Annotated in this window: 16 protein-coding genes and 1 pseudogene; 6 read left to right on the top strand and 11 right to left on the bottom strand. The window is 60.6% G+C overall.

The window, feature by feature from the left end:
• Window positions 1-2: 2 nt before the first annotated feature.
• Window positions 3-2,141, bottom strand: a complete 2,139-nt coding sequence (locus GSQ80_RS06375) for a TolC family protein (protein ID WP_158786803.1) — start codon at window positions 2,139-2,141, stop codon at window positions 3-5.
• A 240-nt stretch (window positions 2,142-2,381) separates the two neighbouring features.
• Here GSQ80_RS06375 and truA point away from each other — a divergent pair, with 240 nt between their 5' ends.
• From truA to GSQ80_RS06345, 6 genes are all read left to right on the top strand, one after another.
• Complete coding sequence (gene truA / locus GSQ80_RS06370) at window positions 2,382-3,206, top strand: tRNA pseudouridine(38-40) synthase TruA (protein WP_158786802.1); 825 nt, start codon at window positions 2,382-2,384, stop codon at window positions 3,204-3,206.
• Complete coding sequence (locus tag GSQ80_RS06365) at window positions 3,203-4,471, top strand: M20/M25/M40 family metallo-hydrolase (RefSeq protein WP_158786801.1); 1,269 nt, start codon at window positions 3,203-3,205, stop codon at window positions 4,469-4,471. Before truA ends, GSQ80_RS06365 begins: the two co-directional genes overlap by 4 nt.
• Window positions 4,468-6,258 (top strand): amidohydrolase, encoded by a 1,791-nt coding sequence (locus GSQ80_RS06360; RefSeq protein ID WP_254059478.1) that lies wholly within the window; start codon window positions 4,468-4,470, stop codon window positions 6,256-6,258. Before GSQ80_RS06365 ends, GSQ80_RS06360 begins: the two co-directional genes overlap by 4 nt.
• Window positions 6,248-7,213, top strand: coding sequence for a DMT family transporter (locus GSQ80_RS06355; RefSeq protein ID WP_254059477.1), 966 nt, complete (start codon window positions 6,248-6,250; stop codon window positions 7,211-7,213). The genes GSQ80_RS06360 and GSQ80_RS06355 overlap by 11 nt, the downstream gene beginning before the upstream one ends.
• A 224-nt stretch (window positions 7,214-7,437) precedes the next feature.
• Window positions 7,438-9,090, top strand: a complete 1,653-nt coding sequence (locus tag GSQ80_RS06350) for a trypsin-like peptidase domain-containing protein (RefSeq protein WP_158786800.1) — start codon at window positions 7,438-7,440, stop codon at window positions 9,088-9,090.
• A 206-nt stretch (window positions 9,091-9,296) separates the two neighbouring features.
• The gene (locus GSQ80_RS06345; protein WP_158786799.1) at window positions 9,297-9,767 is read left to right on the top strand and encodes a peptidoglycan-binding domain-containing protein; all 471 of its coding nucleotides are present in this window, start codon (window positions 9,297-9,299) and stop codon (window positions 9,765-9,767) included.
• A gap of 534 nt (window positions 9,768-10,301) precedes the next feature.
• On the opposite strand, the gene GSQ80_RS06335 is transcribed toward GSQ80_RS06345, so the two are convergent.
• The 10 genes and pseudogenes from GSQ80_RS06335 to GSQ80_RS06295 all read right to left on the bottom strand — a co-directional run bounded on the left by GSQ80_RS06335 (window position 10,302) and on the right by GSQ80_RS06295 (window position 20,927).
• Entirely contained in the window at window positions 10,302-10,700 is a 399-nt protein-coding gene (locus GSQ80_RS06335; RefSeq protein ID WP_254059476.1) for a hypothetical protein, read from the bottom strand.
• A 100-nt stretch (window positions 10,701-10,800) separates the two neighbouring features.
• Window positions 10,801-11,697 carry a hypothetical protein gene (locus GSQ80_RS06330; RefSeq protein WP_158786797.1) on the bottom strand — a complete coding sequence of 299 codons (897 nt, stop codon included), beginning with the start codon at window positions 11,695-11,697 and terminating at the stop codon, window positions 10,801-10,803.
• 163 nt (window positions 11,698-11,860) lie between these two features.
• Window positions 11,861-14,359 (bottom strand): polyribonucleotide nucleotidyltransferase, encoded by a 2,499-nt coding sequence (gene pnp / locus GSQ80_RS06325; RefSeq protein WP_158786796.1) that lies wholly within the window; start codon window positions 14,357-14,359, stop codon window positions 11,861-11,863.
• Between the two features lie 305 nt (window positions 14,360-14,664).
• Window positions 14,665-14,931 (bottom strand): 30S ribosomal protein S15, encoded by a 267-nt coding sequence (gene rpsO / locus GSQ80_RS06320; RefSeq protein WP_158786795.1) that lies wholly within the window; start codon window positions 14,929-14,931, stop codon window positions 14,665-14,667.
• A 126-nt stretch (window positions 14,932-15,057) separates the two neighbouring features.
• Window positions 15,058-15,747, bottom strand: coding sequence for a dienelactone hydrolase family protein (locus GSQ80_RS23260; protein WP_254059475.1), 690 nt, complete (start codon window positions 15,745-15,747; stop codon window positions 15,058-15,060).
• A gap of 177 nt (window positions 15,748-15,924) precedes the next feature.
• A pseudogene (locus GSQ80_RS23835) lies at window positions 15,925-16,083 on the bottom strand (flagellar biosynthesis anti-sigma factor FlgM); the annotation flags it as partial.
• A 149-nt stretch (window positions 16,084-16,232) separates the two neighbouring features.
• Window positions 16,233-17,012, bottom strand: a complete 780-nt coding sequence (locus GSQ80_RS06310; protein WP_254059474.1) for a sigma-70 family RNA polymerase sigma factor — start codon at window positions 17,010-17,012, stop codon at window positions 16,233-16,235.
• Between the two features lies 1 nt (window position 17,013).
• Window positions 17,014-18,393, bottom strand: a complete 1,380-nt coding sequence (locus GSQ80_RS06305) for a sigma-54 dependent transcriptional regulator (protein ID WP_158786792.1) — start codon at window positions 18,391-18,393, stop codon at window positions 17,014-17,016.
• The gene (locus GSQ80_RS06300; protein WP_158786791.1) at window positions 18,390-19,646 is read right to left on the bottom strand and encodes a PAS domain-containing sensor histidine kinase; all 1,257 of its coding nucleotides are present in this window, start codon (window positions 19,644-19,646) and stop codon (window positions 18,390-18,392) included. The genes GSQ80_RS06305 and GSQ80_RS06300 overlap by 4 nt, the downstream gene beginning before the upstream one ends.
• A gap of 102 nt (window positions 19,647-19,748) precedes the next feature.
• Entirely contained in the window at window positions 19,749-20,927 is a 1,179-nt protein-coding gene (locus GSQ80_RS06295) for a sigma-54-dependent Fis family transcriptional regulator (RefSeq protein WP_158786790.1), read from the bottom strand.
• Window positions 20,928-20,986 lie beyond the last annotated feature (59 nt).

Genomic DNA, 20,986 nt, shown 5'->3' with positions numbered 1-20,986 from the left:
GATTACTGGTTGGGTGGCGGGGGCGGCGTGTTGGTGATGGGCTCGGGCGCGGCTTCGGGCTTAGGGGCGGTGAGGCCGGGGATGGCCGGAGCCTGGGTGATGGTTCCGGAGGCGGCGTCCGTGATGCTGATGTTGTAGCGGTCGAGGGTGGTGGCCATAAGTTGGAGCAGCGCGGCTCGATCTTTGGCGTAGGCCGCAGTGGCTGAGATGAGGGAGTTCTCGGCAATGGCGAGGTTTCTTCCCTGCTGCAGAACGTTGGCGCTGGTGGAGGCGCCGAGCTTGTACTTCTTCTGCTCGGCGATGAGGCTCTGTCCGGCGTAGTCATGCTGGGCCTGCGCGGCGGCTACCTGGGCGCGGTCGTTGGTTAGGGCGTAGCGGCTGTTGATGATCTGGATGCGAATCTGGGTGTAGAGCTGCTGGAGACGCATCTCGGATTGGCGGAGCTCCATCTGGGAGCGAACCTGATCGGCCTGTGCGGTGCGATTGCGCAGGGGGATGGTGAGGTTGACGCCGACGCCTTTGTTGGGTGAGCTGTTGTTGATGAGGTTGTTGAGCGCTGTGCCGTAGCTGATACTCGGGAAGTAGCCGGGAGTGTAAGGCTCACCGGTATTGAAGTCGATAGCGTCGGGGTTCTGGGCGCCGGCGAGGCCAGTGCCTCCGTAGAAGGCGAAGGCGTCGAGTACGGGAAGGAGGCCGTTCTTTTCCGCCTTGATGGTGATGCGGTTGTTCTTCATGTTGAGAACAGCCTGCTCGATCTGGGGGTTGTTGGCGTAGGCGTCGGCGATCAGGCTTTCGACCGGCTGGTCTTCTTCGGGGAGGCGATCGAGGGCTACGCGGTCGGTTGGAACGATGGGCGCAGCGGAGATCTGGGGATCGTTGAGGTTATGCGCGATCGCCTGCTTCATGATGAGCTGTTGGTATTCGAGATTGGTTTGCGAGGCAATAAGAGCCTGCTTGTCGGCGGCGACGGAGGCATCGGAGTTGACGACATCGAGCGGGGCGAGGGTGCCGATCTGGAGCTGCTTGCGGTTGTCCTCGGTGAGTTGAGTGGACTGGGCGAGAGCGCGCTCCTTGGCCTGCTCGTCCTCATAGGCGCTGACCAGGCCCCAGTAGATGTTTTCGACCTGGTTGACGGTGTAGAGAAGTTGCTGGCGGAAGGCGGAGTCAGTGATGCGGCGATTGTTCTTGGCCTGCAGGATGAAGCGGTCCTGAATGCCGGTGCCGAAGCCCTGGAGAAGATGCTGGGTGACGGTCGCGGTGAAGCCGGTGGTGATCGACGGGCTGTAGGTGTCGAAGGGATTGTTGGAGCTGATGCGGCTGTTATTGAAGCCAACGTTGAAGAGAGTTCCAGTGCCGAAGCCCTGCTGGTAGGTGAAGTTGTAGGTGCTGGTGTCGGTGTAGAGCGAAGGGAGGCCGCCCGAGAAGAGCAGATTGGACTGCTGCTGGCTCTGTGCCTGGTACTCGAGATTGCCGCTAAGGACGGGATCCATGTTGTAGGGGACGGGACCACCGCCGCTGGTGCTGAGCACGAGACCGTTTGCGCCGCTCCCCGTGCCGCCGGTGCCGGTGGAGGTGCCGCCGGGACCGCCGCCGCCGGTGATGGTGGAGCTGGTGCCGCCGAGGGTATTGGTAATGAGGCCGGCGGAGACGCCGCGCAAGCTGGCGCCGGCCCGGGCGCGCAGGATATCGGTGTCGGCGATATCGAGATTGATGCGGGCGATGGCGATGTCGAAGTTGTCCTCAAGCGTGAGGGTGATGGCATCGGAAAGGCTGAGATAGATTTTGCCGTCGCGTAGCAGGTCGTTGAGATGGGGAGTGTCGCCGAGGCGCGGCGCTGGGTAGTTGGTCGCGGTGTACCAGCGTAGCGGGTTCGGGAAACCTAGCTTGCCCTTGCTGTAATCCTTGAGGCTTGAGCGAAGGTAGAGGGGCTCGGTGAACTTTGGCGTAGGTGCCTGAGGGAAGCCTGGAGTTCCCGTGGTGTCGTTCTGAACCGCCTGGGGAACAGCGGGCGCGGTGGGGCTCGCTGGTTGGTTGCTCAGAGTGGTTTGCTGAGCGGCAGCCTGCGCAATGGCGGCTGGGGGTATGGTGCTCACCAACGTAAGTGCCACGCAGACACTCGCCTGCCAATGCCTCAATTTCACGATTCACTTCTCCAGCGTGCAGCTTGATTGGGTTGTAGAGCTGTCGGGCTAATAGGTTTCTAAAAGCTGTCGGTCAATTTTCTATACGGCGATCGAGGCCGGTTGGTTCCAGACGGTTGTGGGAGAACACTCCAAGTATATCCAGTAAAGGGAAATCGACCGCTCAAGATAAGGAGGGTGGACGGCTCACCATGAGAAGGATCGACCTCTCTACAATGGGGAGGAGGCCAGCGCGCGACGATGACTTTCTGGAAGATTGTTCTCAGTTACGACGGGTCGGCCTTCCAGGGCTGGCAGGTGCAGCCGGGCCGGCCGACGGTGCAGGGCACGTTGGCGGCGGTGTTGGAAAAGATGACGGGAGAGCGAGTGCTGCCGCAGGGGTCAGGGCGGACGGACGCAGGGGTACATGCGCTGGCACAGGTGGCGAGCTTTGCGCTGGAGGCGGAGATTCCGGCAGAAAACTTGTTGAGGGCGATGAATCGGTCGCTGCCGCAGAGTGTTCGGGTGCTGAAGGTGGAGGAGGCGGCCCAGGAATTCCATGCGCGACATAGTGCGGTACGAAAAACCTATGAATACAGAATCTTTGAGCGAAGAATGGAAGAGCTGGATGAAGAAAATATCTGCCCCCCGTTTATTGCGCCGTACGTATGGTCTTGCCGGTGGGCGCTCGAGATCCAGGCGATGAAGCAGGCGGCGGCGATGCTGTGTGGGACGCACGATTTCACTTCGTTCGCGGCCGTCGATCCAGATAGGGCAGAGAGAGAGGATGGGTCGACCGGGCCGAATCCGGTGAAGACGATCTTTGCGTCAGAGGTAGTGCAGGAGGATGGGTTGCTGCGGTATCGAGTGACAGGGAGCGGGTTTTTGCACCACATGGTACGGAATATTGTGGGGACACTGGCCGAGGTGGGGCGCGGGAGTTTGCAGGCGGAGGAGATGCAGAGGATTTTGGCCGCGAAGGATCGGGCAGCGGCAGGGCCTACCGCTCCGGCGCAGGGGTTGTTTTTGGTGGCGGTGGAATACGGTGATGTGGGCGATCAGTCCGGCGCGGGGTTGCAGCCATGAGCGCTGTGAACAATCGGAGGATTGCGGCGCTGGCGAGCGATCGTGCCGTGCATCGGGCGTTTGCGTGGCTGCATTTGCATGAGGCGCGGATGCGGCGGTGGCAGATGGAGTTTTTGGGAATTCCGGCGCCGCCGTTTGGTGAGGCGGAGCGGGCGGCGTGGTTCTGCGAAAGGTTTCGCGAGATGGGGCTAGCGGACGCGCGGGTGGATGCGGCGGGTAATGCGGTTGCGGAACTGGGGGCTGAAGGCGCGGGGGATAACGGGCCCGTTGTGATGCTGTCGGCGCATCTGGATACGGTCTTCCCTGTCGGGACGGATTGCGTGCCGCGAGAGGAGGAGGCGAAGATTCTCGGTCCCGGGGCTTGCGATAATGGAGCTGGGTTGACGGCGCTGCTGGGGTTGGCGGCGGCGCTGAAGCATGCGGCGATTGTTCCGGGGTGCACGATTTTGTTCGCGGCAAATGTGGGCGAGGAGGGTGAGGGAGATCTGCGCGGGATGCGGCATCTTTTTGCGGAAGCGCCATATGCCGGGAGGGTGCGGGCGGCGATTGCGCTGGAGGGTGGCGGCGACGCAATGGTGGTGGATCGGGCGCTAGGGAGCAGACGATTGCGGGTGACGATCGCGGGGCCGGGTGGGCACTCGTGGGCCGATGCTGGAAGGGCGAATCCGATCATGACGCTGGCGGCGGCGTTGGTGGAGCTGGGGAGATTGCGGCTGCCGACGCGGCCGCGGACGACGCTGAATTGCGGGGTGGTTCGGGGAGGGACGTCGGTGAATTCGATTCCGGAGTTGGCAACGGCCGACCTGGATTTGCGGTCGGTGTCGGGGATCGAGCTGGACCGGGTGGAGCTGGGACTGCTCGAGACGCTGACGCGAATCGTGGATGCGGAAAACCAACGGAGGGGTGAGGCCGCGTTGAAGCTGCATGTGGAGCGAATTGGAAATCGGGCGGCCGGAGCGCTTGCGGCGAGCTCCGGGCTGGCGATGAGTTTGAAGGCAGTGGATCGGCATTTGGGGATTGCGACCGAGGCCCGCATTGGATCCACCGACGCGAACCTGCCGCTGTCACTCGGGGTTCCGGCGCTGGCAATCGGTGCGGGCGGCGTGGGTTGGGGGATTCATACACTGCAGGAGGGATACGATCCGACGGGGCGCGACCTAGCGCTGCGAAGGGTTTTGCTGCTGCTGCTAGATATCTGCGCGATGACCGCGGAGAGCGATAAGGTGCCTGTCGCGCTAAATGCTGGGATAAACTTTGGGTCGTGAGAACACTTGTACGGATGTGCGTGCTGGCTGGATGGGGCTTGGGGTTTGCGGCGGGGTTACTGGCGTTGGGACAGGCTGCGAAGGCCGGGAATTCAGTGGCGCCCGACACTATTTTTTATGATGGCAACATTCTTACCGGGACGCGGCTGAAGGCGGGCGATACCGACCCTGCGCCGGGGCGTGTGTCGGCCGTGGCGATGCGCGCGGGAAAGATTGTGGCGGTGGGTGGCGATGCCGCAATGCTGGCACTGAAGGATGCGCACACGAAGACGGTGGATTTGAAGGGTGCGTTTGCGATGCCGGGTTTCAATGACGCGCATACACATATGGCTCCGGCCGGGCGGCAGCGGCTCTCGTTGGATCTTGTGAACGTGCCGTCGCTGGCGGTGATGCTCGCGAACGTGCAGGCGTATGCGGTGAAGTTAGGGCCAGGTGAGTGGATTCTCGGCGGCGGATGGGACCACACGAAGTGGCCGGGCACGAAGCTGCCGACGCGGCAGGATCTGGACGCGGTGAGTGCGGGGCATCCCGCGTTTCTGGAGCGAACGGATGGGCATATTGCGATTGCGAATACGGCGGCGCTGAAGGCGGCGGGGATTACGGACGCGACGATGAACCCAAAGGGTGGGCAGATCGATCGCGACGCCGATGGGCATGCTACGGGGATCATTCGCGAAGGGCCGACGATGGCGCTGGTCGAGAAGGTGATTCCTGCGCCGAGCCTGGCGGTGCGGCGCAAGGCGATTGAGCTGTCCATGCAGGATGCGCTGTCGCATGGAGTGACATCGATCCAGGATTTTTCGGACTGGGAAGACTTCCTGGCGATGGAAGAGATGGAGGATCAGGGGTCGCTGCACCTGCGGATCGCGGAGTGGATCGATTTCAATCAGCCGGTTGGCGTGCTGGACGAGCGGCGCGCGAGTCATCCGCCGGATGATCCGTTGCTGCACCTGACGTTTCTGAAGGGGTTTATGGATGGGTCGCTCGGATCGCGGACGGCAGCGATGAATGAGCCCTACTCGGATGATCCGAACAACTATGGGATTGCGCGCTATGACCAGAGCAAGCTGAACCAGATGGCAGCTGTGCGGGCGGCGGATGGATTTCAGCTGGGGTTTCATGCGATTGGAGATCGGGCAAACGATATGGCGTTGAATGCGATGTCCGCGGCCGAGCAGGTTGGGCGGCCGGCAAATGTGGCGGCAGCGCCGAAGAATGCGGGTTCGGGTGTGGTGACGACGGATCCGTCGGTGGCGGTTAAGCCGAAGGATTTTCGGTTTCGGATTGAGCACGCGCAGGTGGTGTCGCCGGGATCGTTTGAGCGGTTTGCGGAGCTGGGCGTAATTGCGAGTATGCAGCCGTCGCACCTGCTGACCGATATGGCGTGGGCCGAGGCGCGGCTTGGACCGGAGCGCGTGAAGCGGGCGTATGCGTGGAAGTCGTTTCTGGATCATGGCGTGACGCTTGCGTTTGGGACCGATTATCCGGTGGAGTCGATCTCGCCATTCCGTGGACTGTATGCGGCGATTACGCGGCAGAATGTCGAAGGAACACAGACGTTCCAACCGCAGGAGAAGCTGACGATCGACGAGGCGATTTACGCGTACACGCAGGCGTCGGCGTTTGCGGAGTTTCGCGAGAAGATCAAGGGGCGGCTGGAGCCAGGTTACCTGGCCGATATGGTCGTGCTGGACCGGGATATCACGAAGGCGTCGCCGCAGGAGGTGCTGCACACACAGGTGCTGCGGACAGTGGTTGCCGGGAATACGGTGTACCTTGCGCCCTAAAACTCAGGTCCCAAAATCCGGACCCGGGGCGCGGAGGCATGTGGTGCTGGCGTATGTGCTGCTGCTGGCAGTTGTATTGGTTTGGGGGATGACGTTTTCGCTGGTGAAGTCGGCGCTGACGGCAACTACTCCGCTGATGTTCAATTTCGTGCGTATGGCGCTGGCGTTCGCGGTGCTGGCGGCGGTGAACTGGCCGAGTCTGCGCGGGATGACGCGGACGGACTTGAAGCTGGGAGCGGCGGCGGGGTTGTTTCTGGGACTGGGTTACCAATTTCAGACCACGGGGTTGAAATTCACGACGGCTTCGAAGGCTGCGTTTCTTACCGGGCTGGTGGTGGTGATTGTGCCGTTGATGAGCGCGATTCCTGGAGTTGCTTTGCCGGGGTCGTTGCGGCCGACGTTCGATACTTACGCCGGGGCGGTGCTGGCGTTTGCGGGGCTGGTGCTGTTGACGAGTCCGCCGGGTGCGGGGACGGCGTTGCTTTCGGGAATTGGTTTGGGGGAGTGGCTTTGCCTGGGGTGCGCGGTGGCGTTTGCGGCGCATCTGCTGATGCTGGCGCGAGCGGCGCCGAGGGTGTCTGCGAGAAGATTGGGGACGCTGCAGATCGGGTTTGCTGCGGTGGTGTTGCTGGCGACGCTGCCGCTGGGCGGGCGGCCGTACTTCCACGGGACGGCGATGCTATGGATCGCGCTGGGCGTGACCGCGGTCCTGGCTACGGCGGCGGCTTTTACGATCCAGAGCTGGGCGCAACAGTATCTCCCGGCGTCGCATACTGCGCTGATTTTCACGCTGGAACCAGTGTTCGCGTGGCTGACTTCCCTGCTTTTCTTTGGCGAGCAGCTGGGGCGGCGGGCGATGCTGGGGGCGGGGTTGATTCTGGCCGGAATCCTGTTGGCGGAGCTGCGGCCAACCTCCCGGGGTAAGAGCCAACTCCTACCCATCGCGGGCGCGTAATCTAGAAGATGCATACTTAAAGACGGAAGCGGGAAAAGACCGGCCGAAGGCAACCCAAACCGGTACACGCCGCGACCTTTCTCCGCCGTTCACGTCTATTACGGTGGCGAACGAAATGCGCAAGCGGCGGACGGCGTAGACCCTATGAGAGCATGGCCGCGCAGGCGCAGAAGTTCACGACATCTAGAAGGCAATCAGAAGCAATCACGAGGATAAATACGACAATGGACTCATCGAATCGATTCGGGCAGGGCTGGCGGGACAAGATCCGCGGCGGACGCCTGGTGACCACTTTTACGATACTTGGAACACTTTCCGCCTGCGTTCTGGCCGGGTCGATGCTGACCGGCCGCGTCAGTGCCAAGCAAGCCGCCGTCGATAGCAGCGATGCAAAACCGCTACAGGTTCCGAATCCAGTGACGCTGTCGAACGGCTTCTCGGCGATTGCGAAGCAGGTGGGTCCTGCGGTCGTCAACATCAACACGGAGATCCTGCCGAAGGAGAGCGCAACTCCCGGGCAGCAGGAAGGGCCGACGGGACGCAACCCGCGCGGGCAAAATCCCGAGGGTGGCCAGGGCGACCAGGGCATGCAGGACTTCTTCAACCACTTCTTTGGCGGACAGCCTGGAGGCGGACAAGAAGAAACCGGTCCAAGCCGGGCGCTGGGTTCTGGCTTTATTGTTGATCCGCGCGGCTACATCATTACCAACAACCATGTGATCGACAAGGCGGATCGGATCTATGTGAAGCTCTCGACGGACTCTGAAGATTCGACCGATCCGGGTCGGCTTGCGACGGTGGTGGGTGTGGACAAGGAAACCGACATTGCGGTGATCAAGATCAAGAGCGACACTCCTCTGCCAACGGTGAAGTTGGGCAACTCGGATAGCGCGCAGGTAGGCGACTGGGTGCTGGCGATTGGCGAGCCGTTTGGTTTGTCGGAGACGGTGTCGGCGGGCATCATCTCGGCGCGCAACCGTTCGATCGACGAAGGCGGCGATGCGAATGGCGTCGCCAAGAACGAGTTCCAGAAGTTTATTCAGACCGATGCTGCGATCAATCCCGGCAACTCGGGTGGACCGCTGGTGGATATGCAGGGCGAAGTGATTGGCATGAACACCGCCATCTTTACGCAGTCGGCCGGCAATGAAGGCATTGGGTTCGCGATGCCGTCGAACGTGATCATCGGCGTCTACAACCAGCTGATTGCGCCCGAGCACAAGGTCGTCCGCGGTTCGATCGGCATTCAATTCCAGCCGGCTACATCGTCGGCGGTCGCAAGGGAATACGGATTCTCAAACGGCGGCGTCATGGTCGGTGAGGTGGTTCCGGGTGGACCGGCGGCAAAGGCGGGCATCCAGCCACGGGACGTTATCGTGTCCGTGGACGGGAAGCAGATCAAGAACGGCGATGAACTAATCGCCATCGTCTCCATGAAACATCCGGGATCGACGGTAAGTCTGGGAGTTCTTCGCGGAGGTAAGCAGATCACGATCGCCTGCGGCATTGCGGATCGCTCCAAGCTGTATGAGAACCAGGGCAAAGCAGAGGATGATTCCAATGAGCCGGGCCCCGCAGATGCAGGACAGAGCAAGTTCGGAATCACTGTGCAGGCAGTTCCACAGCAGCTGCAGAGCCGTCTGCACATCGCGGGCGGCGTTACCGTGACCAGTGTAAAGCCGGGTTCGTTTGCCGACTCCATCCAGCTGGGCCAGGGCGCGGTGATTGTGGAGATCAATCGCAAGCCGGTGACTGATATTGCTAGCTACAACGCCATCGCGAGTTCGCTGAAGTCGGGCGATGATGTGGTGTTTGTGATCCGCATTCCGCAGCGTCCGGGTGGCGGCGACTCGTTCGTCGGCGGGACGCTTCCATAGGCTGAGGACAGGAAGTGGCGCAGACGATAATGTCTGCGCCCTTTGGTCTAGCACCTTATGGGTACACTAAAGAGCACCAAGTGTGGTTACACTCAGCTTGCAAGCCATTGCGTGAGAACCAACATTCGGTTAGGCTTGACGGCGAAACGCGGGTTGATCGTGTCGCGCGGTTAAGCTAAACAGGCAAGAGGGAGGTAAGCCGCACGATGCGTATATCTATCCTTAAGGGTATTCCGGCAGGGCTTCTATTACTGGCGGTGCCGGCATTTGCATCCGTTCACCCGAAGGCCGGCTCGTCGAAGAAGCACTACAGTGCGAGCGTGAAGGAAGCTTCGGTAAAGCACTCCAAGGGTGTCCATTCGCGGTCGGCGCACGAGAAGGCGCCGCTGGAGATGCCCGCCGAACGAGCTTCACAGATTCAGACGGCATTGATTAAACAGGGATATCTGACCGGTGAGCCCACAGGCAGGTGGGACGACCAGAGCGTCTCCGCCATGCAGAAAATGCAGGGCGATAACGGTTGGCAGACGAAGATTACGCCAGACTCTCGAGCACTGATTAAGCTTGGCCTCGGACCAACGGATACGGCGGCGTCTGTACCTGGTGCCGATATTGCTTCAGGAAACGGCAAGAGCTCGTCGCAGGACATGGCAGAGGCGCAACAGCAGCCGAAATAGCAGAAACATTGGTAATGCCGGCCATCGGCTATGCTTGGAAGATTAAGACGGTTTTTGGCCTTCCAAGCTGGCCGTGGCGCTGGCGAGCCTGGTTTTGAGTATTGCGGCATTACCGGTCTCAGCGCACGCAATCGAAATCAAAGTCTCTGCATAGGCGCTGGAACACACTTTCAATAATCAACTGTTCAATGGAGCCGATGGGCGCTACTGCTTCCGCGGCAGCGCTGCGTCGCCGTGCTTCGCATATGCGCAGGAACCGAAGGTCAGCTTCAAGGACGAGCGCATCGTTATCCATGTTAAGAGGCATGCAAAGTTAGGCGGGAAGATTGGCGGAAGCTGCCTCGGTGTAGGGATTAATACCGAGGCGACCGGATATGAAGTGAAGCTCGATAACCTGAAGGTGCACTCGATGCAGGTGAGCGGGGATGCGTTGGTGGTGGACTTTGATGGGGATCTGTCGGTGCATTGAGTTGTCAGTTCTCAGTTGTCAGTTCACGGCCGACTGACAGCTGAGAACTAACAACTAAGGACTTTCTACCGCCAGCTGACGGCGAGGTGCCAGCGGTGGCCACGCTCGGCAGATTTGCGCAGTACGGCCCCGTATTCGTGAAGTTCACTGAGGATCTCGGGGCCTTCGCTGCCGAACTGGTGGGGATCGGCTTCGATCGCGGTAATGAGCGCTTCGAGCGTATCAAGGCCGTCTTCGGGGCGATACCACTGTGGGGGCGGAAGGCGCTTGAGCAGGTCGGGATTGCCGCCACCCTCCTGGATGAGGAGCGACATGGAATTTTCGTCGGCGGAGAAGAATTCGAGCAACGGCTTAACGCCCAGTTGGAGAGCAAGCTTTTCGATAGCGCTCTCGTAACGCGCAAGCACACGGCCGTTCACGTAGATGTTGTAGCCAGGGTCTTCGCCCTCGACCACGATATACATCGAGGCTGCCATTGGGTTGAGTGTAGCGCCGGCAGGGTTGTGGATTGAAGGCTTGGGAGCGACGAACCTATTTGGGTTCGCGGATGAGGCGCAGGTGTTCCTAAACGGGAAGCGTGGGGACAGGGGACGCGTCGGCGGCTGACCCATCGCCCGGCGGCAGGAGAAGATAGATGCCGGCAACGATCAACAGGATGAGGCCAGTAAACCAGTGAGCCGTCAGTCTGGGGCGCACGAGGACAATTCCCTCCAGAATGATCAGCAACGGCACCCAGGTGAACTGCGAGGACCAGCGAGTGGATCCAAGCCGGGAGAGCGTGGCGATGACGAGTAGGGCGACGATACCATCGCAGGCGATCGCCAGGAGGGAGAAGGTGGGACGCACGCCGGCGAGGAAGCGGCTCGCTGCGACTGCGGCGGCGAATAGGACGGTGGCACCCACAAGCGCGCTCGTGGTGCGAGGGACGCTCCGGGAATGATCGGTGCAAAACAGAACTGCGCCCAGGCCGGTGAGAACCGGCGCTAGTAGCAGGAGAAGGTCGGTGCGGAGGTCTCCGACGCTGGGCTGGACGAGCACCAGGAGAAGGCCGGCGACTGTAGCCAGCGCTGGCCAGATGCGGCCGGCAATGCCGTCGGAGATTTCGGCGCCGAGGGCGCTGGACGCAATCGCGATGACAATCGGGGTGAGCGCTAGGGCGATAGTAAGGGCGCTGGAGTCGAGATCACGTCCGGGAAGGAGAAAGCCGATGGCGGGGCCGCCGAATAGCATGGCGCCCGCAAAAAACCAGCGGAGCGTGGCCGCGCGCGAAGGCTTGGGCCGCGGAGATGCTTGCTGTCGTTTGGGGAGCAGAAAGGCGAACGCAAGCAACGTCGCCCAGGCACAGCCGAGGGTCTGCGAGGTGAGAGTCGACTCGGCGTCAGGGCGCGCGGCGGAGACTGCCCAGCGACTTCCTCCTACGAGGACCAGCAAGAGGAAGGGCCACCAGCGCTGAGCTTCCACTTGCTGGGTTTGCCTGGCTTGTTGGATTTGGCTGGGCGTGTTCAGACGACGTCCCCTTCCCTCGCTACAAGGCTAGACGTGCGAGGAGGCATGGTGGATTCGCAAAAACAGAGAAGCCGCGCTGAGTGCGCGGCTTCTCTGTTGGATAAGGTCCGAGCGAAAACTAGCTGTTGCCGCCCTGCGGAGTTGGAGTGGGGGTGCCGGGACGACGGCTGCGACGACGGCGTCCACGGCGCTGACCGGCGGGACGTGCACCAGCAGCCAGAGCTGCCGAACCATCCTGCGGTGCGCCTTCGGTTGCCTCTACCTCTTCGCCACCCTCGTCATCGCCTTCGAACTCGTCACCGTCGTCGTCGAAGTCGTCTCCGCCTTCGAGAACGATGGTGGATTCATGCTTGGGCTGTTCGGGTGCGGGAGCTGCGGGACGCTCAGTGCGCTCGGGACGCGGGCCACGATCACGATCACGGCCGCCGCGCTCACCACGCTCGCCACGGTCAGAGCGCTCGCCGCGGTCAGAACGTTCGGAACGCTCGCCGCCGCCTGAATCAGCTACCGGTGGGAGGCCGAGCTTCTCGCGCTGCTCGCGCAGAACTGCTTTGCGGGAGAGCTTGATGCGGTTGCCCTCGATGGAGAGAACCTTGACGAGGATTTGATCACCCTCGCGAAGCTCATCCTTGACTTCCTTGACGCGGTGCTCTGCAATCTCGGAGACGTGGAGGAGGCCGTCGGTGCCGGGGAAAATTTCGACGAAGGCGCCAAACTCTGCAAGCCGAACGACCTTGCCGAGATAGGTCTTACCTACTTCGGGGACGGCCGTAATGTCGCTGATCATCTGGATAGCCTTGGCAAGACCGTCGGCGTCGGACGAAGCCACGTTGACGCGGCCCGTGTCGTCAACATCGATCTTGACGCCCGTCGCATCGACGATGCCACGGATCACCTTGCCGCCAGGTCCGATGAGGTCGCGGATCTTGTCAGTAGGGATCTGGATGGTGTGGATGCGGGGAGCGAAGGCGCTCTTCTCTTCAGCACCCTTGGAGATAACGGCGTCCATGGTGTCTAGGAGGAAGAGACGGCCCTGGCGCGCCTGTTCGAGGGCTTCACGCATGATCTGGGTGGTGATGCCCATGATCTTGATGTCCATCTGCAGGGCGGTGATGCCGTTGCGGGTTCCGGCGACCTTGAAGTCCATGTCGCCGTAGTGATCTTCAGCGCCCGCGATGTCGGTGAGGACGGCGTACTTGTCGCCTTCCTTGACCAGCCCCATGGCTACACCGGCAACCGATCCCTTGAGGGGAATGCCGGCCTGCATGAGGGATAAGGAGGCGCCGCAGACGGTCGCCATGGAGCTGGAACCGTTGGACTCAAGGATATCGGAGACGACGCGGAGGGTGTACGGGGACTCGTCCTCAGCGGGAAGGACGGCCTCGATAGCTCGCCAAGCGAGCGCGCCGTGGCCGATTTCGCGACGACCCACGCCGGTCATACGTCCAACCTCACCAACGGAGAACGGCGGAAAGTTATAGTGCAACATGAACTTCCGCTTCTGCTCGCCTTCGTAGCTTTCCATGCGCTGGGCGTCGTCGGTGGTGCCGAGAGTTGCAGAGACCAGCGCCTGGGTTTCGCCGCGGGTGAAGAGGGCGGAACCGTGGACACGTGGGAGAACGCCGGTCTCGATCGAGATCGCACGGATCTCGTCGAAGGCGCGGTGATCGGGACGGATGCGGTCGTTCAGGACCTGATCTCGGAAGATAGTTTCGCGCAGGCCTTCGAAGTACTTCGAGAGCTTCTTGGCAGCCGCAGGATCGTCGGCGGGAAGCTCCTTCTTGAGCTCGTCCTTGATCTCCTTGACCTTGGCGTAGCTCTCAAACTTGGGATTCTTCTTGGTGTCCAGCGCGTCGCGGAGGCGATCGCCGACCTTAGCCTTGAGGGCTGCGGCATAGGCTTCGTCGTTCTCAAGCGGCGTGACAGTGCGCTTGGTCTTGCCAGCGAGCGAGACGAGGTGCTCAATGCCGGCGACAATCTTCTTGATCTCTTCGTGGGCGAACTCGATCGCGCCGACGACGACTTCTTCGGGGATTTCCTTCGCGCCGGACTCGACCATCACGATGCCGTCCTTGGTGCCGACGACCATGATGTTGAGCTTGCTGACGAGGCGCTCGGAGTAGGTGGGATTGACGAGGTACTGACCATCAATGTAGCCCACGCGGACCGCGCCGACGGGACCGTGGAATGGGATGTCCGAGAGCGCGAGGGCGCAGCTGGCGCCGTTGATGCCGAGCACGTCGGGATCATTTTCCTTATCGGCAGAGTAGACGAACGCGACTACCTGCGTCTCGTTGCGGAAGGCCTCGGGGAAGAGCGGGCGGATGGGGCGATCGATCTGGCGCGAGGTGAGGATTTCCTTCTCGCTGGGACGGCCTTCGCGTTTGATGAAGCCGCCAGGGATGCGTCCGCCGGCGTAGGTGAACTCACGGTACTCCACGGTGAGGGGGAAGAAGTCGATGCCCTCTTTGGGGTCGGGCGAGGCTACGGCTGTGGCGAGAACGGCGTTGTCGCCGCTGGTGGTGAAGGCGGCGCCGGAAGCCTGCTTGGCAATGCGTCCTGTCTCGAATTTGATGTGCTTGCCACCGGCAAGCTCAACGGTTACGTCATGCTTCATAAACGTTCCTCTTTTTCTCTGTCTTTATCTTTAAGCTCGTTGGGTCGTCTGGCGCTCGGTGAGGAGCACTAAGACGAAAGCCCCGCCGAAGCTGCTTCGGTCGGGGCTTCAGATTCTGTGGGCTTGGATACAGAGGTGGGTTGAAGCCAGCGCGATGAGGCGCCGCGATGTGCATCGAGTCGAGCGGCGCGAACAGAAGCAACCACAGTCACTCCCATCCCGTCGATGGCTTTGCGCAGATTCAATCTTCAACCACTCCTGGTGGGGCCGCCGAGGCACAATGAGACCGCAGCAGCACGGATAGGCTACTTGCGGATACCCAGTTTGCCGATGACGTCACGGTAGCGGTCCGAATCCGTCTTCTTGAGGTAATCAAGAAGGCGGCGGCGCTTGCTCACCAGCATCAACAGACCACGGCGCGAGCCATGATCCTTCTTGTGGGTTTTGAAGTGCTCGGTCAGCTCGCCAATACGCTCGCTGAGGATCGCAATCTGCACCTCAGGACTTCCAGTGTCCGAGTCGTGCGTGCGGAACTTGGTAATAATGTCTGATTTCTTCGCTGTTGCCAACACGGCGGGTCTTACTCCTGATTCTCTATGCTCTAGTCCACTTCACGTTAGTGTCCTCTTAAAAGATACCACGCGGAGGGCCGGAAATGGCCTCCGCGTGGCTTGATTTCTGCTGGGTTTGCGCTGATTTTACTTGGCAATGTGCAACTTGAGGAACTCAAGCGCGCGCTGATGGGCCAGCTTGGAGGCGGCGGGGACGTAACTGGCACGCGCTTCGTTGGCGAAAGCATGCCCTGCGCCCTCGTAGAGGAAAATCTCAACGTCGGGATGCGCGGTGCGGACGGCGTCGATCTGGTCCTTGCCGATGTGGTCGTCGTCCGCGCCGAAGTGAAGTTGCACGGGGCAGAAAGGTTCCTCCGCCGCGAACTTGCCAATGCCGCCGGCGTAGAAACCGACTGCGGCCTTGAGGTTAATCTTGAGAGCTTTGGCGCGCGTTGCACTAAGCCAGGTCAGGAGTCCGCCGTAGCAGAATCCAATCACGCCAGTTCCCTTGCCCGTGCCCGCAACATGCGCTGCAGCTGCGGCTACGTCGAGGAGTTGGGTGTCCGGGTTCAGCTTTCCGTAGAGGTCGTAGGCCTCCTTCAGGTCATCACCCGTGTAGCCCAGCTCAATGCTCTTTCCGAATCGATCGAAGAGCGCCGGCGCGATTGCGACGAAATCGTGGCGGGCGTACTCGTCTGCCACCGACCGAATCGACGGATTAACACCAAAGATTTCCTGAATGACGACTACTGCTCCCAGCGGCTCGCCCTTAGGCTTGGCTACATATGCGCTTAACTCGTGGCCGTCGGCCGCCTTCAACTCTACCCATTCACTCATGCTTGCTTCCCTCCAAACTTCAGATGCTCGATCGGCCACAAAAGGCGCACAGCCCGCAGCGGATCTCAGAGGGGATGACGTTGCAAGGATCACTAGAGACGCAACACTAGCCAAGCTGTTTGGAGCATTGTGATTAAAGTTTGCGGGACGATTTGCGACCATGTAATCGATTAGCTTTTCCGCGAGATCGGCGGCTGAGACGTGATAGCGGCCCTCAGCGATGGCTGTTCGGATACGGGCAATATGCTCCATGCGGGCAAGCGAGGCGCCGGAGGAAGGCTGTTCAGCTCCGGCCGCGTGCCTACGGATCGAGCGGAGCTGATCGCTGGATAACATCTTGACCGCAGCGTCGAGGCGCGGCATTTCCTGGCAGCGTAATGTGTAATCAAACAATCGTTGGGATTTCCGCAATCTGTTCAATGAGACCATCCTCATGATGTCTATCGGCAGATCGGGAGGAAACATTAAGGCTGTCTAACAATAATTTAGCAATCGGTCGGTGTGTTGCGCATTCGCCGCACGGCAGTTGGCTTCTGGATCTTCGGTATGCCGTGGAGGCTGGCACGCAGCCGAACCACGGCCGAGGAGTGGATCTGCGAGACGCGTGACTCCACCACACCCAAGGTTAGGCCGATCTCCCGCATCGTTAGCTCTTCGTAGTAATAGAGGGTCAGAACCATGCGCTCTTTCTCCGGCAGCTCCTCGATGGCGTCAACCAGCAACTGCCGCATCTCTCCCTGGAGACAAAGGAAGAGCGGATCGTCCTCGGGTGAACCTGCAATATAGGCGAGCTGGTCTTCGCCGGAGTCGTCGTTGTGTTCCAGATTGAGACTGCCGATCTCGAGTCCCTTGAGCTGCCCAAGTAATAGCTGGTACTCGTGGATGCCAAGATTCAACTCGCGAGCGATCTCCGTCTCGGTGGGCGTGCGCCGCAGGTTGCGGGTCATCGTCTGAATGGCTTCCTGCACGGCGCGCCCCTTGCGGCGAAGTTCGCGCGGGCTCCAGTCCAGAACCCGCAGAGAATCCAGGATGGCGCCGCGTATACGGAACTGCGCGTGAGTCTCAAGTGACACCGGCTCCAACGCCGCATTACTTCCTGGATCGCCCTCGTCCATCACGCGACGCACCGCCGCCTGGAAGTTCAGATCCTTGGTGTGATACCCCGGAGTATCAATATTCGCCATATTGGACGTAATCATCTGTTGTCGGTCCGTCAGAACCTTCAGATACCCTTGCAACATCTCTACAGACGAAAAGGAAGACATATTAAGCAACCCTCCTTGGCGGCAAGCCATATTCGCGGATCCGATTGCGCAGAGTGCGCAGACTAATACCCAGCATCACCGCCGCATGGGTCCTGTTTCCGTCGGTGAGGGCCAGCGTGTTCTCTACATGCAACCGTTCCAGTTCGCGAATCGGTGTTCCCGCCAGCGTCGCGGGAGATAGCACCGGCGCCAGAGCCGATGACAAATTCGACGACCGCGCCGCGACCTGAAATTCTCTGTCGAAACACCCGGCATCGATGTCCTGGGCATCGCTCAGCGTGACCACGCGACGAATAAAATTCGCCAGTTCCCGAACATTTCCCGGCCACGAGTGAGTTTGCAAACGATCCAGAAACTCCGGTCTCAGCTGCGGCGCTCGAGTCTGTGACTGGGCCGCGTGCTTCTCTGCGAAATACTTCGCAAGCGCTGGAATGTCTTCCTTCCGATCGCGCAGCGGCGGTAGCGACAGTGGAATTACATTGAGCCGATAGAACAGATCACTGCGAAACTGCCTTCGTTCCACCATCGCGGCCAGCGACACGTTCGTCGTGGCGATCACTCGAATATCCACATGCACGGACCGCGACTCGCCCAACCGCTCAAACTCACGCTCCTGCAACGCGCGCAACAGCTTCGGCTGCAGATGCAGGGGCATCTCCCCAATCTCGTCCAGCAGAATCGTGCCACCGTCCGCGAGCTCGAACTTGCCCGGCTTCGCACTCACAGCTCCAGTGAACGCCCCTCGCGCATGCCCAAACAGTTCACTCTCGAGCAGCGATTCCGGAACCGCCGCGCAGTTCAACGCAACAAACGGCTTGTTCCTGCGATCGCTCGAGTCATGAATAAACCGCGCAAGCAACTCCTTACCCGTCCCGCTCTCGGCCTCCACCAGCACATCCGCATTCGTGCTCGCCGCCGATCGCGCCCTCTGCAACGCTCGCAGCAGCGACGGCGATCGTCCAATGATTCCGCTGGCCAGGGAATCGTCCTCTACCGGCGCTTGCCTTGCTACCTGCATCACCTTCGCCGCAGTCGCCTGCAGTTGGTCAAACGAGATCGGCTTGGTCAGGTAATCCAGCGCTCCATCGCGCATCGCGCTCACCGCATCCGGCACCGAACCATACGCCGTCAGCAGGATCACCGCCGTCCCCGGAGACAGCTGCCGCGTCGCCCGCATTACTTCCATACCAGTTCCGTCTGGCATGCGTATATCGGTGACGACCAGGTCAAACTCCTTGCCTTCCAGGTGGCTGATCGCCTCACGAACCGAGCCAGCCACCTCAACCCTCCAGCCATGACGCAGAAAATTCGCACGCAACGCCGTCCTGATTCCCGGCTCGTCGTCGACCACCATCACCGATGAAACTCGATCACTCGTCATAACGCCACAAACTCCATTTCAAACGTGCTGCCACTATGCACACGGCTACATACCCGAATCTCTCCACCATGCCCATCCACAATCCGCTTACACACCGCCAGCCCCAGGCCTGGCGTGCCCCCCTGCCCACTGAATCCTGCTTCAAAGACGCGCCCGATCGTCTGCTCCGAGATACCGCACCCCGTATCACTCACTTCCACGACAGCGCGGAGCATTCCACCTCGCCCCACGCCCCGGGTGGTGACCGTAACCTTCCCTCCAGCCGGCGTATGACGAATTGCATTGCAAATCAGGTTCAGCAGTACCTGTCGTAGCTGGTTCTCGCTGCCCTGAATCCTCAGCTCTTCCTCGCTCCGCAGCGACAGCGTCACACCCGCCTGTTCCGCAATCGGACGCACAAACTCCACCCCATCGCGAACACATGCCGACAGCTCGATCGGCATCAACGGAACACTGCTACCACCATGTAGGCTGAGCACGTTGTTAACTGTCGCCGACAGCAAACGAATCCCCGCCCGCAGATGCGACACCCACAACGACGCCTGCTCAGGATCCTCCACCAGCAACCCCGCAAACAACTCCATGCTCGCCAACGGATTTCTAATCTCATGCGCCAGGATCGCCGAAACTTCGGCCAGCGCCATCGCACTCCGTGCCGCCTCGCGCTCCTGCTCCGCCTCTTTCGTTGCGGTCACATCGCGCAGTATCCAGATGCTCTGCAAGCCGCGCTTTCCCACCCCGCCAATCGACCGAAGAGATGCGCCCGACAGCCGCTTCTTGCTGATCGCCAACCACCGGCTCGTCTCGCCACAAGCAAAGCACACCTCGTGCTCAACCTGTTCTTCGACTCCCGCAACCAGCATGTCGAGATCCACAGAACTCACCGTCGCCACATCGCGCAGTGTCCGCACCTGCGCACTGCCAAGCTCAAGCAGCCGCCGGCCTTCGGGATTGATGGTCACAATCATCTCGGCGGTATCCAGCACCAAAACGCCACACGGCATCGAATCGATCATCTGCTGCAGCGCACCGCGCATCGCTTCGTTTTCGGCCAAGCTCCGCGTCAACGCCGCATTCCGCTCCGCCAACTCCGTTCCCAGGTGGCCCACCTCCCGCTGCAGGTCCCGATACGATCCCTCCAACAGCGAGGAAGCAGAGATAAACTCTGAGAACGCGTCCGCCAGCAGCTTCGGGCTCTGCAGGGACGTCAGCGCGGAATCGTTTATTGGAACCACATGAGAACCGGGCAACATTTGCCTATTTCAATTGCACGACAGTTGCCAAACTCGATGACATGCAGCGCATAAACATCCTGCACCGCCAAAATATTCCCGAACGAAACAAAATCCTTAGCACTACAAGAGAATGTGCTCGGCCAGAATTACCCGTCCGGAGCCCGCCAGGATTGTCGCCCGTTCCATCACATTCCGCAGCTCGCGCACGTTCCCTGGCCAGTCATGCTTGGCCAGCACCTGCATCGCCTCATAGCCAATCGTCATCCCCGCGCCGAACCGGTTGAGGAATGTAGCCGCCAAGTCCTCCAGGTCTTCCATTCGCTCTCGCAACGGCGGAAGCTGTATGGGAAAGATCGCCAGCCGGTAGTAAAGATCGTCACGAAACAGCTGCTTCTCAATCTGCTGTTTCAAATGAACATTCGTCGCCGCCACCACCCGCACATCCACCTTCAGATTGTCGTTGCCACCCAGCCGCTGCACCTCGCCCTGCTCCAGAAACCGCAGCAGCTTGCCCTGCAGCGACAGCGGCATGTCGCCAATCTCATCCAGGAAAAGCGTTCCCCCATGCGCCGCATGGATCCGCCCGATGCGCGACTGCACCGCCCCTGTAAACGCGCCCTTGGTATAGCCAAACAGCTCCGCCTCGAGCAGCGATTCCGGAATCGCAGAGCAATTCACCACCACGAACGGCTGCTTCCTGCGCGGACTGATCTGATGAATCTCCTGCGCCACCAAATCCTTGCCCGTCCCACTCTCCCCCGTCACAAGCACCGTCGTATCGCGCGCCGCAACCATCCGCGTTAACTCATACGCGCGCTGCATCAGCGCCGAGTTCCCCACCATGCCCCGCAGATTATTTCTCTCCGTCTGCAAGCGCGGTAACATCTCTTCCGCCCGGATTCCACGCACGTTCCCGCCAGCAACTCTGTCGACATTGACCAACTCCATCAGCCACTTCGATACGGGCGTCGTCGCTCCATCTCCCGCCTGCATCTGCCCGGTTCTTGCGTTGAGCGTCACCACCTGCGTATTCGGAAACCTCCTCTTCACCATTCCGTGAAACTCATCCGGGTCCAGATCCGGCAGCATCGGATCCAGCAGCAACACTCCATCCCCATCCTCATGTTGGTGCAGTACCTCGAGCGCCCCCGCACCGCTACTCGCCTCGAACACATTCCACCGCGGATGGCCAAGCTTGCCATGAACACTCTCCCGAAGCCTGACGTTTGAGCTCACAACAAAGACATTGGTTGCAGCTTGATGATCGTGCTGTGCAAAGCTTGCGACTGATGTTCCCATGACGAAATACCCTCATACCCTAAAGTGAAAACTTCGTGACGACTGCAAACTCGCTTGCA

Source organism: Granulicella sp. L46, from assembly GCF_009765785.1.
Taxonomy (GTDB): Bacteria; Acidobacteriota; Terriglobia; order Terriglobales; family Acidobacteriaceae; genus Granulicella.
This window is presented reverse-complemented; position numbering and strand designations above follow the sequence as displayed.

Excerpts from the sequence above, each read along its gene's own strand:
- GSQ80_RS06345 (WP_158786799.1), top strand. The coding sequence starts at position 9,297 with ATGCGTATATCTATCCTTAAGGGTATTCCGGCAGGGCTTCTATTACTG.
- GSQ80_RS06300 (WP_158786791.1), bottom strand. The coding sequence starts at position 19,646 with ATGTTGCCCGGTTCTCATGTGGTTCCAATAAACGATTCCGCGCTGACG.
- GSQ80_RS06335 (WP_254059476.1), bottom strand. The coding sequence starts at position 10,700 with ATGTATATCGTGGTCGAGGGCGAAGACCCTGGCTACAACATCTACGTG.
- GSQ80_RS06295 (WP_158786790.1), bottom strand. The coding sequence starts at position 20,927 with ATGGGAACATCAGTCGCAAGCTTTGCACAGCACGATCATCAAGCTGCA.
- GSQ80_RS06350 (WP_158786800.1), top strand. The coding sequence starts at position 7,438 with ATGGACTCATCGAATCGATTCGGGCAGGGCTGGCGGGACAAGATCCGC.
- GSQ80_RS23260 (WP_254059475.1), bottom strand. The coding sequence starts at position 15,747 with ATGAGTGAATGGGTAGAGTTGAAGGCGGCCGACGGCCACGAGTTAAGC.
- truA (WP_158786802.1), top strand. The coding sequence starts at position 2,382 with ATGACTTTCTGGAAGATTGTTCTCAGTTACGACGGGTCGGCCTTCCAG.
- pnp (WP_158786796.1), bottom strand. The coding sequence starts at position 14,359 with ATGAAGCATGACGTAACCGTTGAGCTTGCCGGTGGCAAGCACATCAAA.
- GSQ80_RS06310 (WP_254059474.1), bottom strand. The coding sequence starts at position 17,012 with ATGTCTTCCTTTTCGTCTGTAGAGATGTTGCAAGGGTATCTGAAGGTT.
- GSQ80_RS06305 (WP_158786792.1), bottom strand. The coding sequence starts at position 18,393 with ATGACGAGTGATCGAGTTTCATCGGTGATGGTGGTCGACGACGAGCCG.
- GSQ80_RS06365 (WP_158786801.1), top strand. The coding sequence starts at position 3,203 with ATGAGCGCTGTGAACAATCGGAGGATTGCGGCGCTGGCGAGCGATCGT.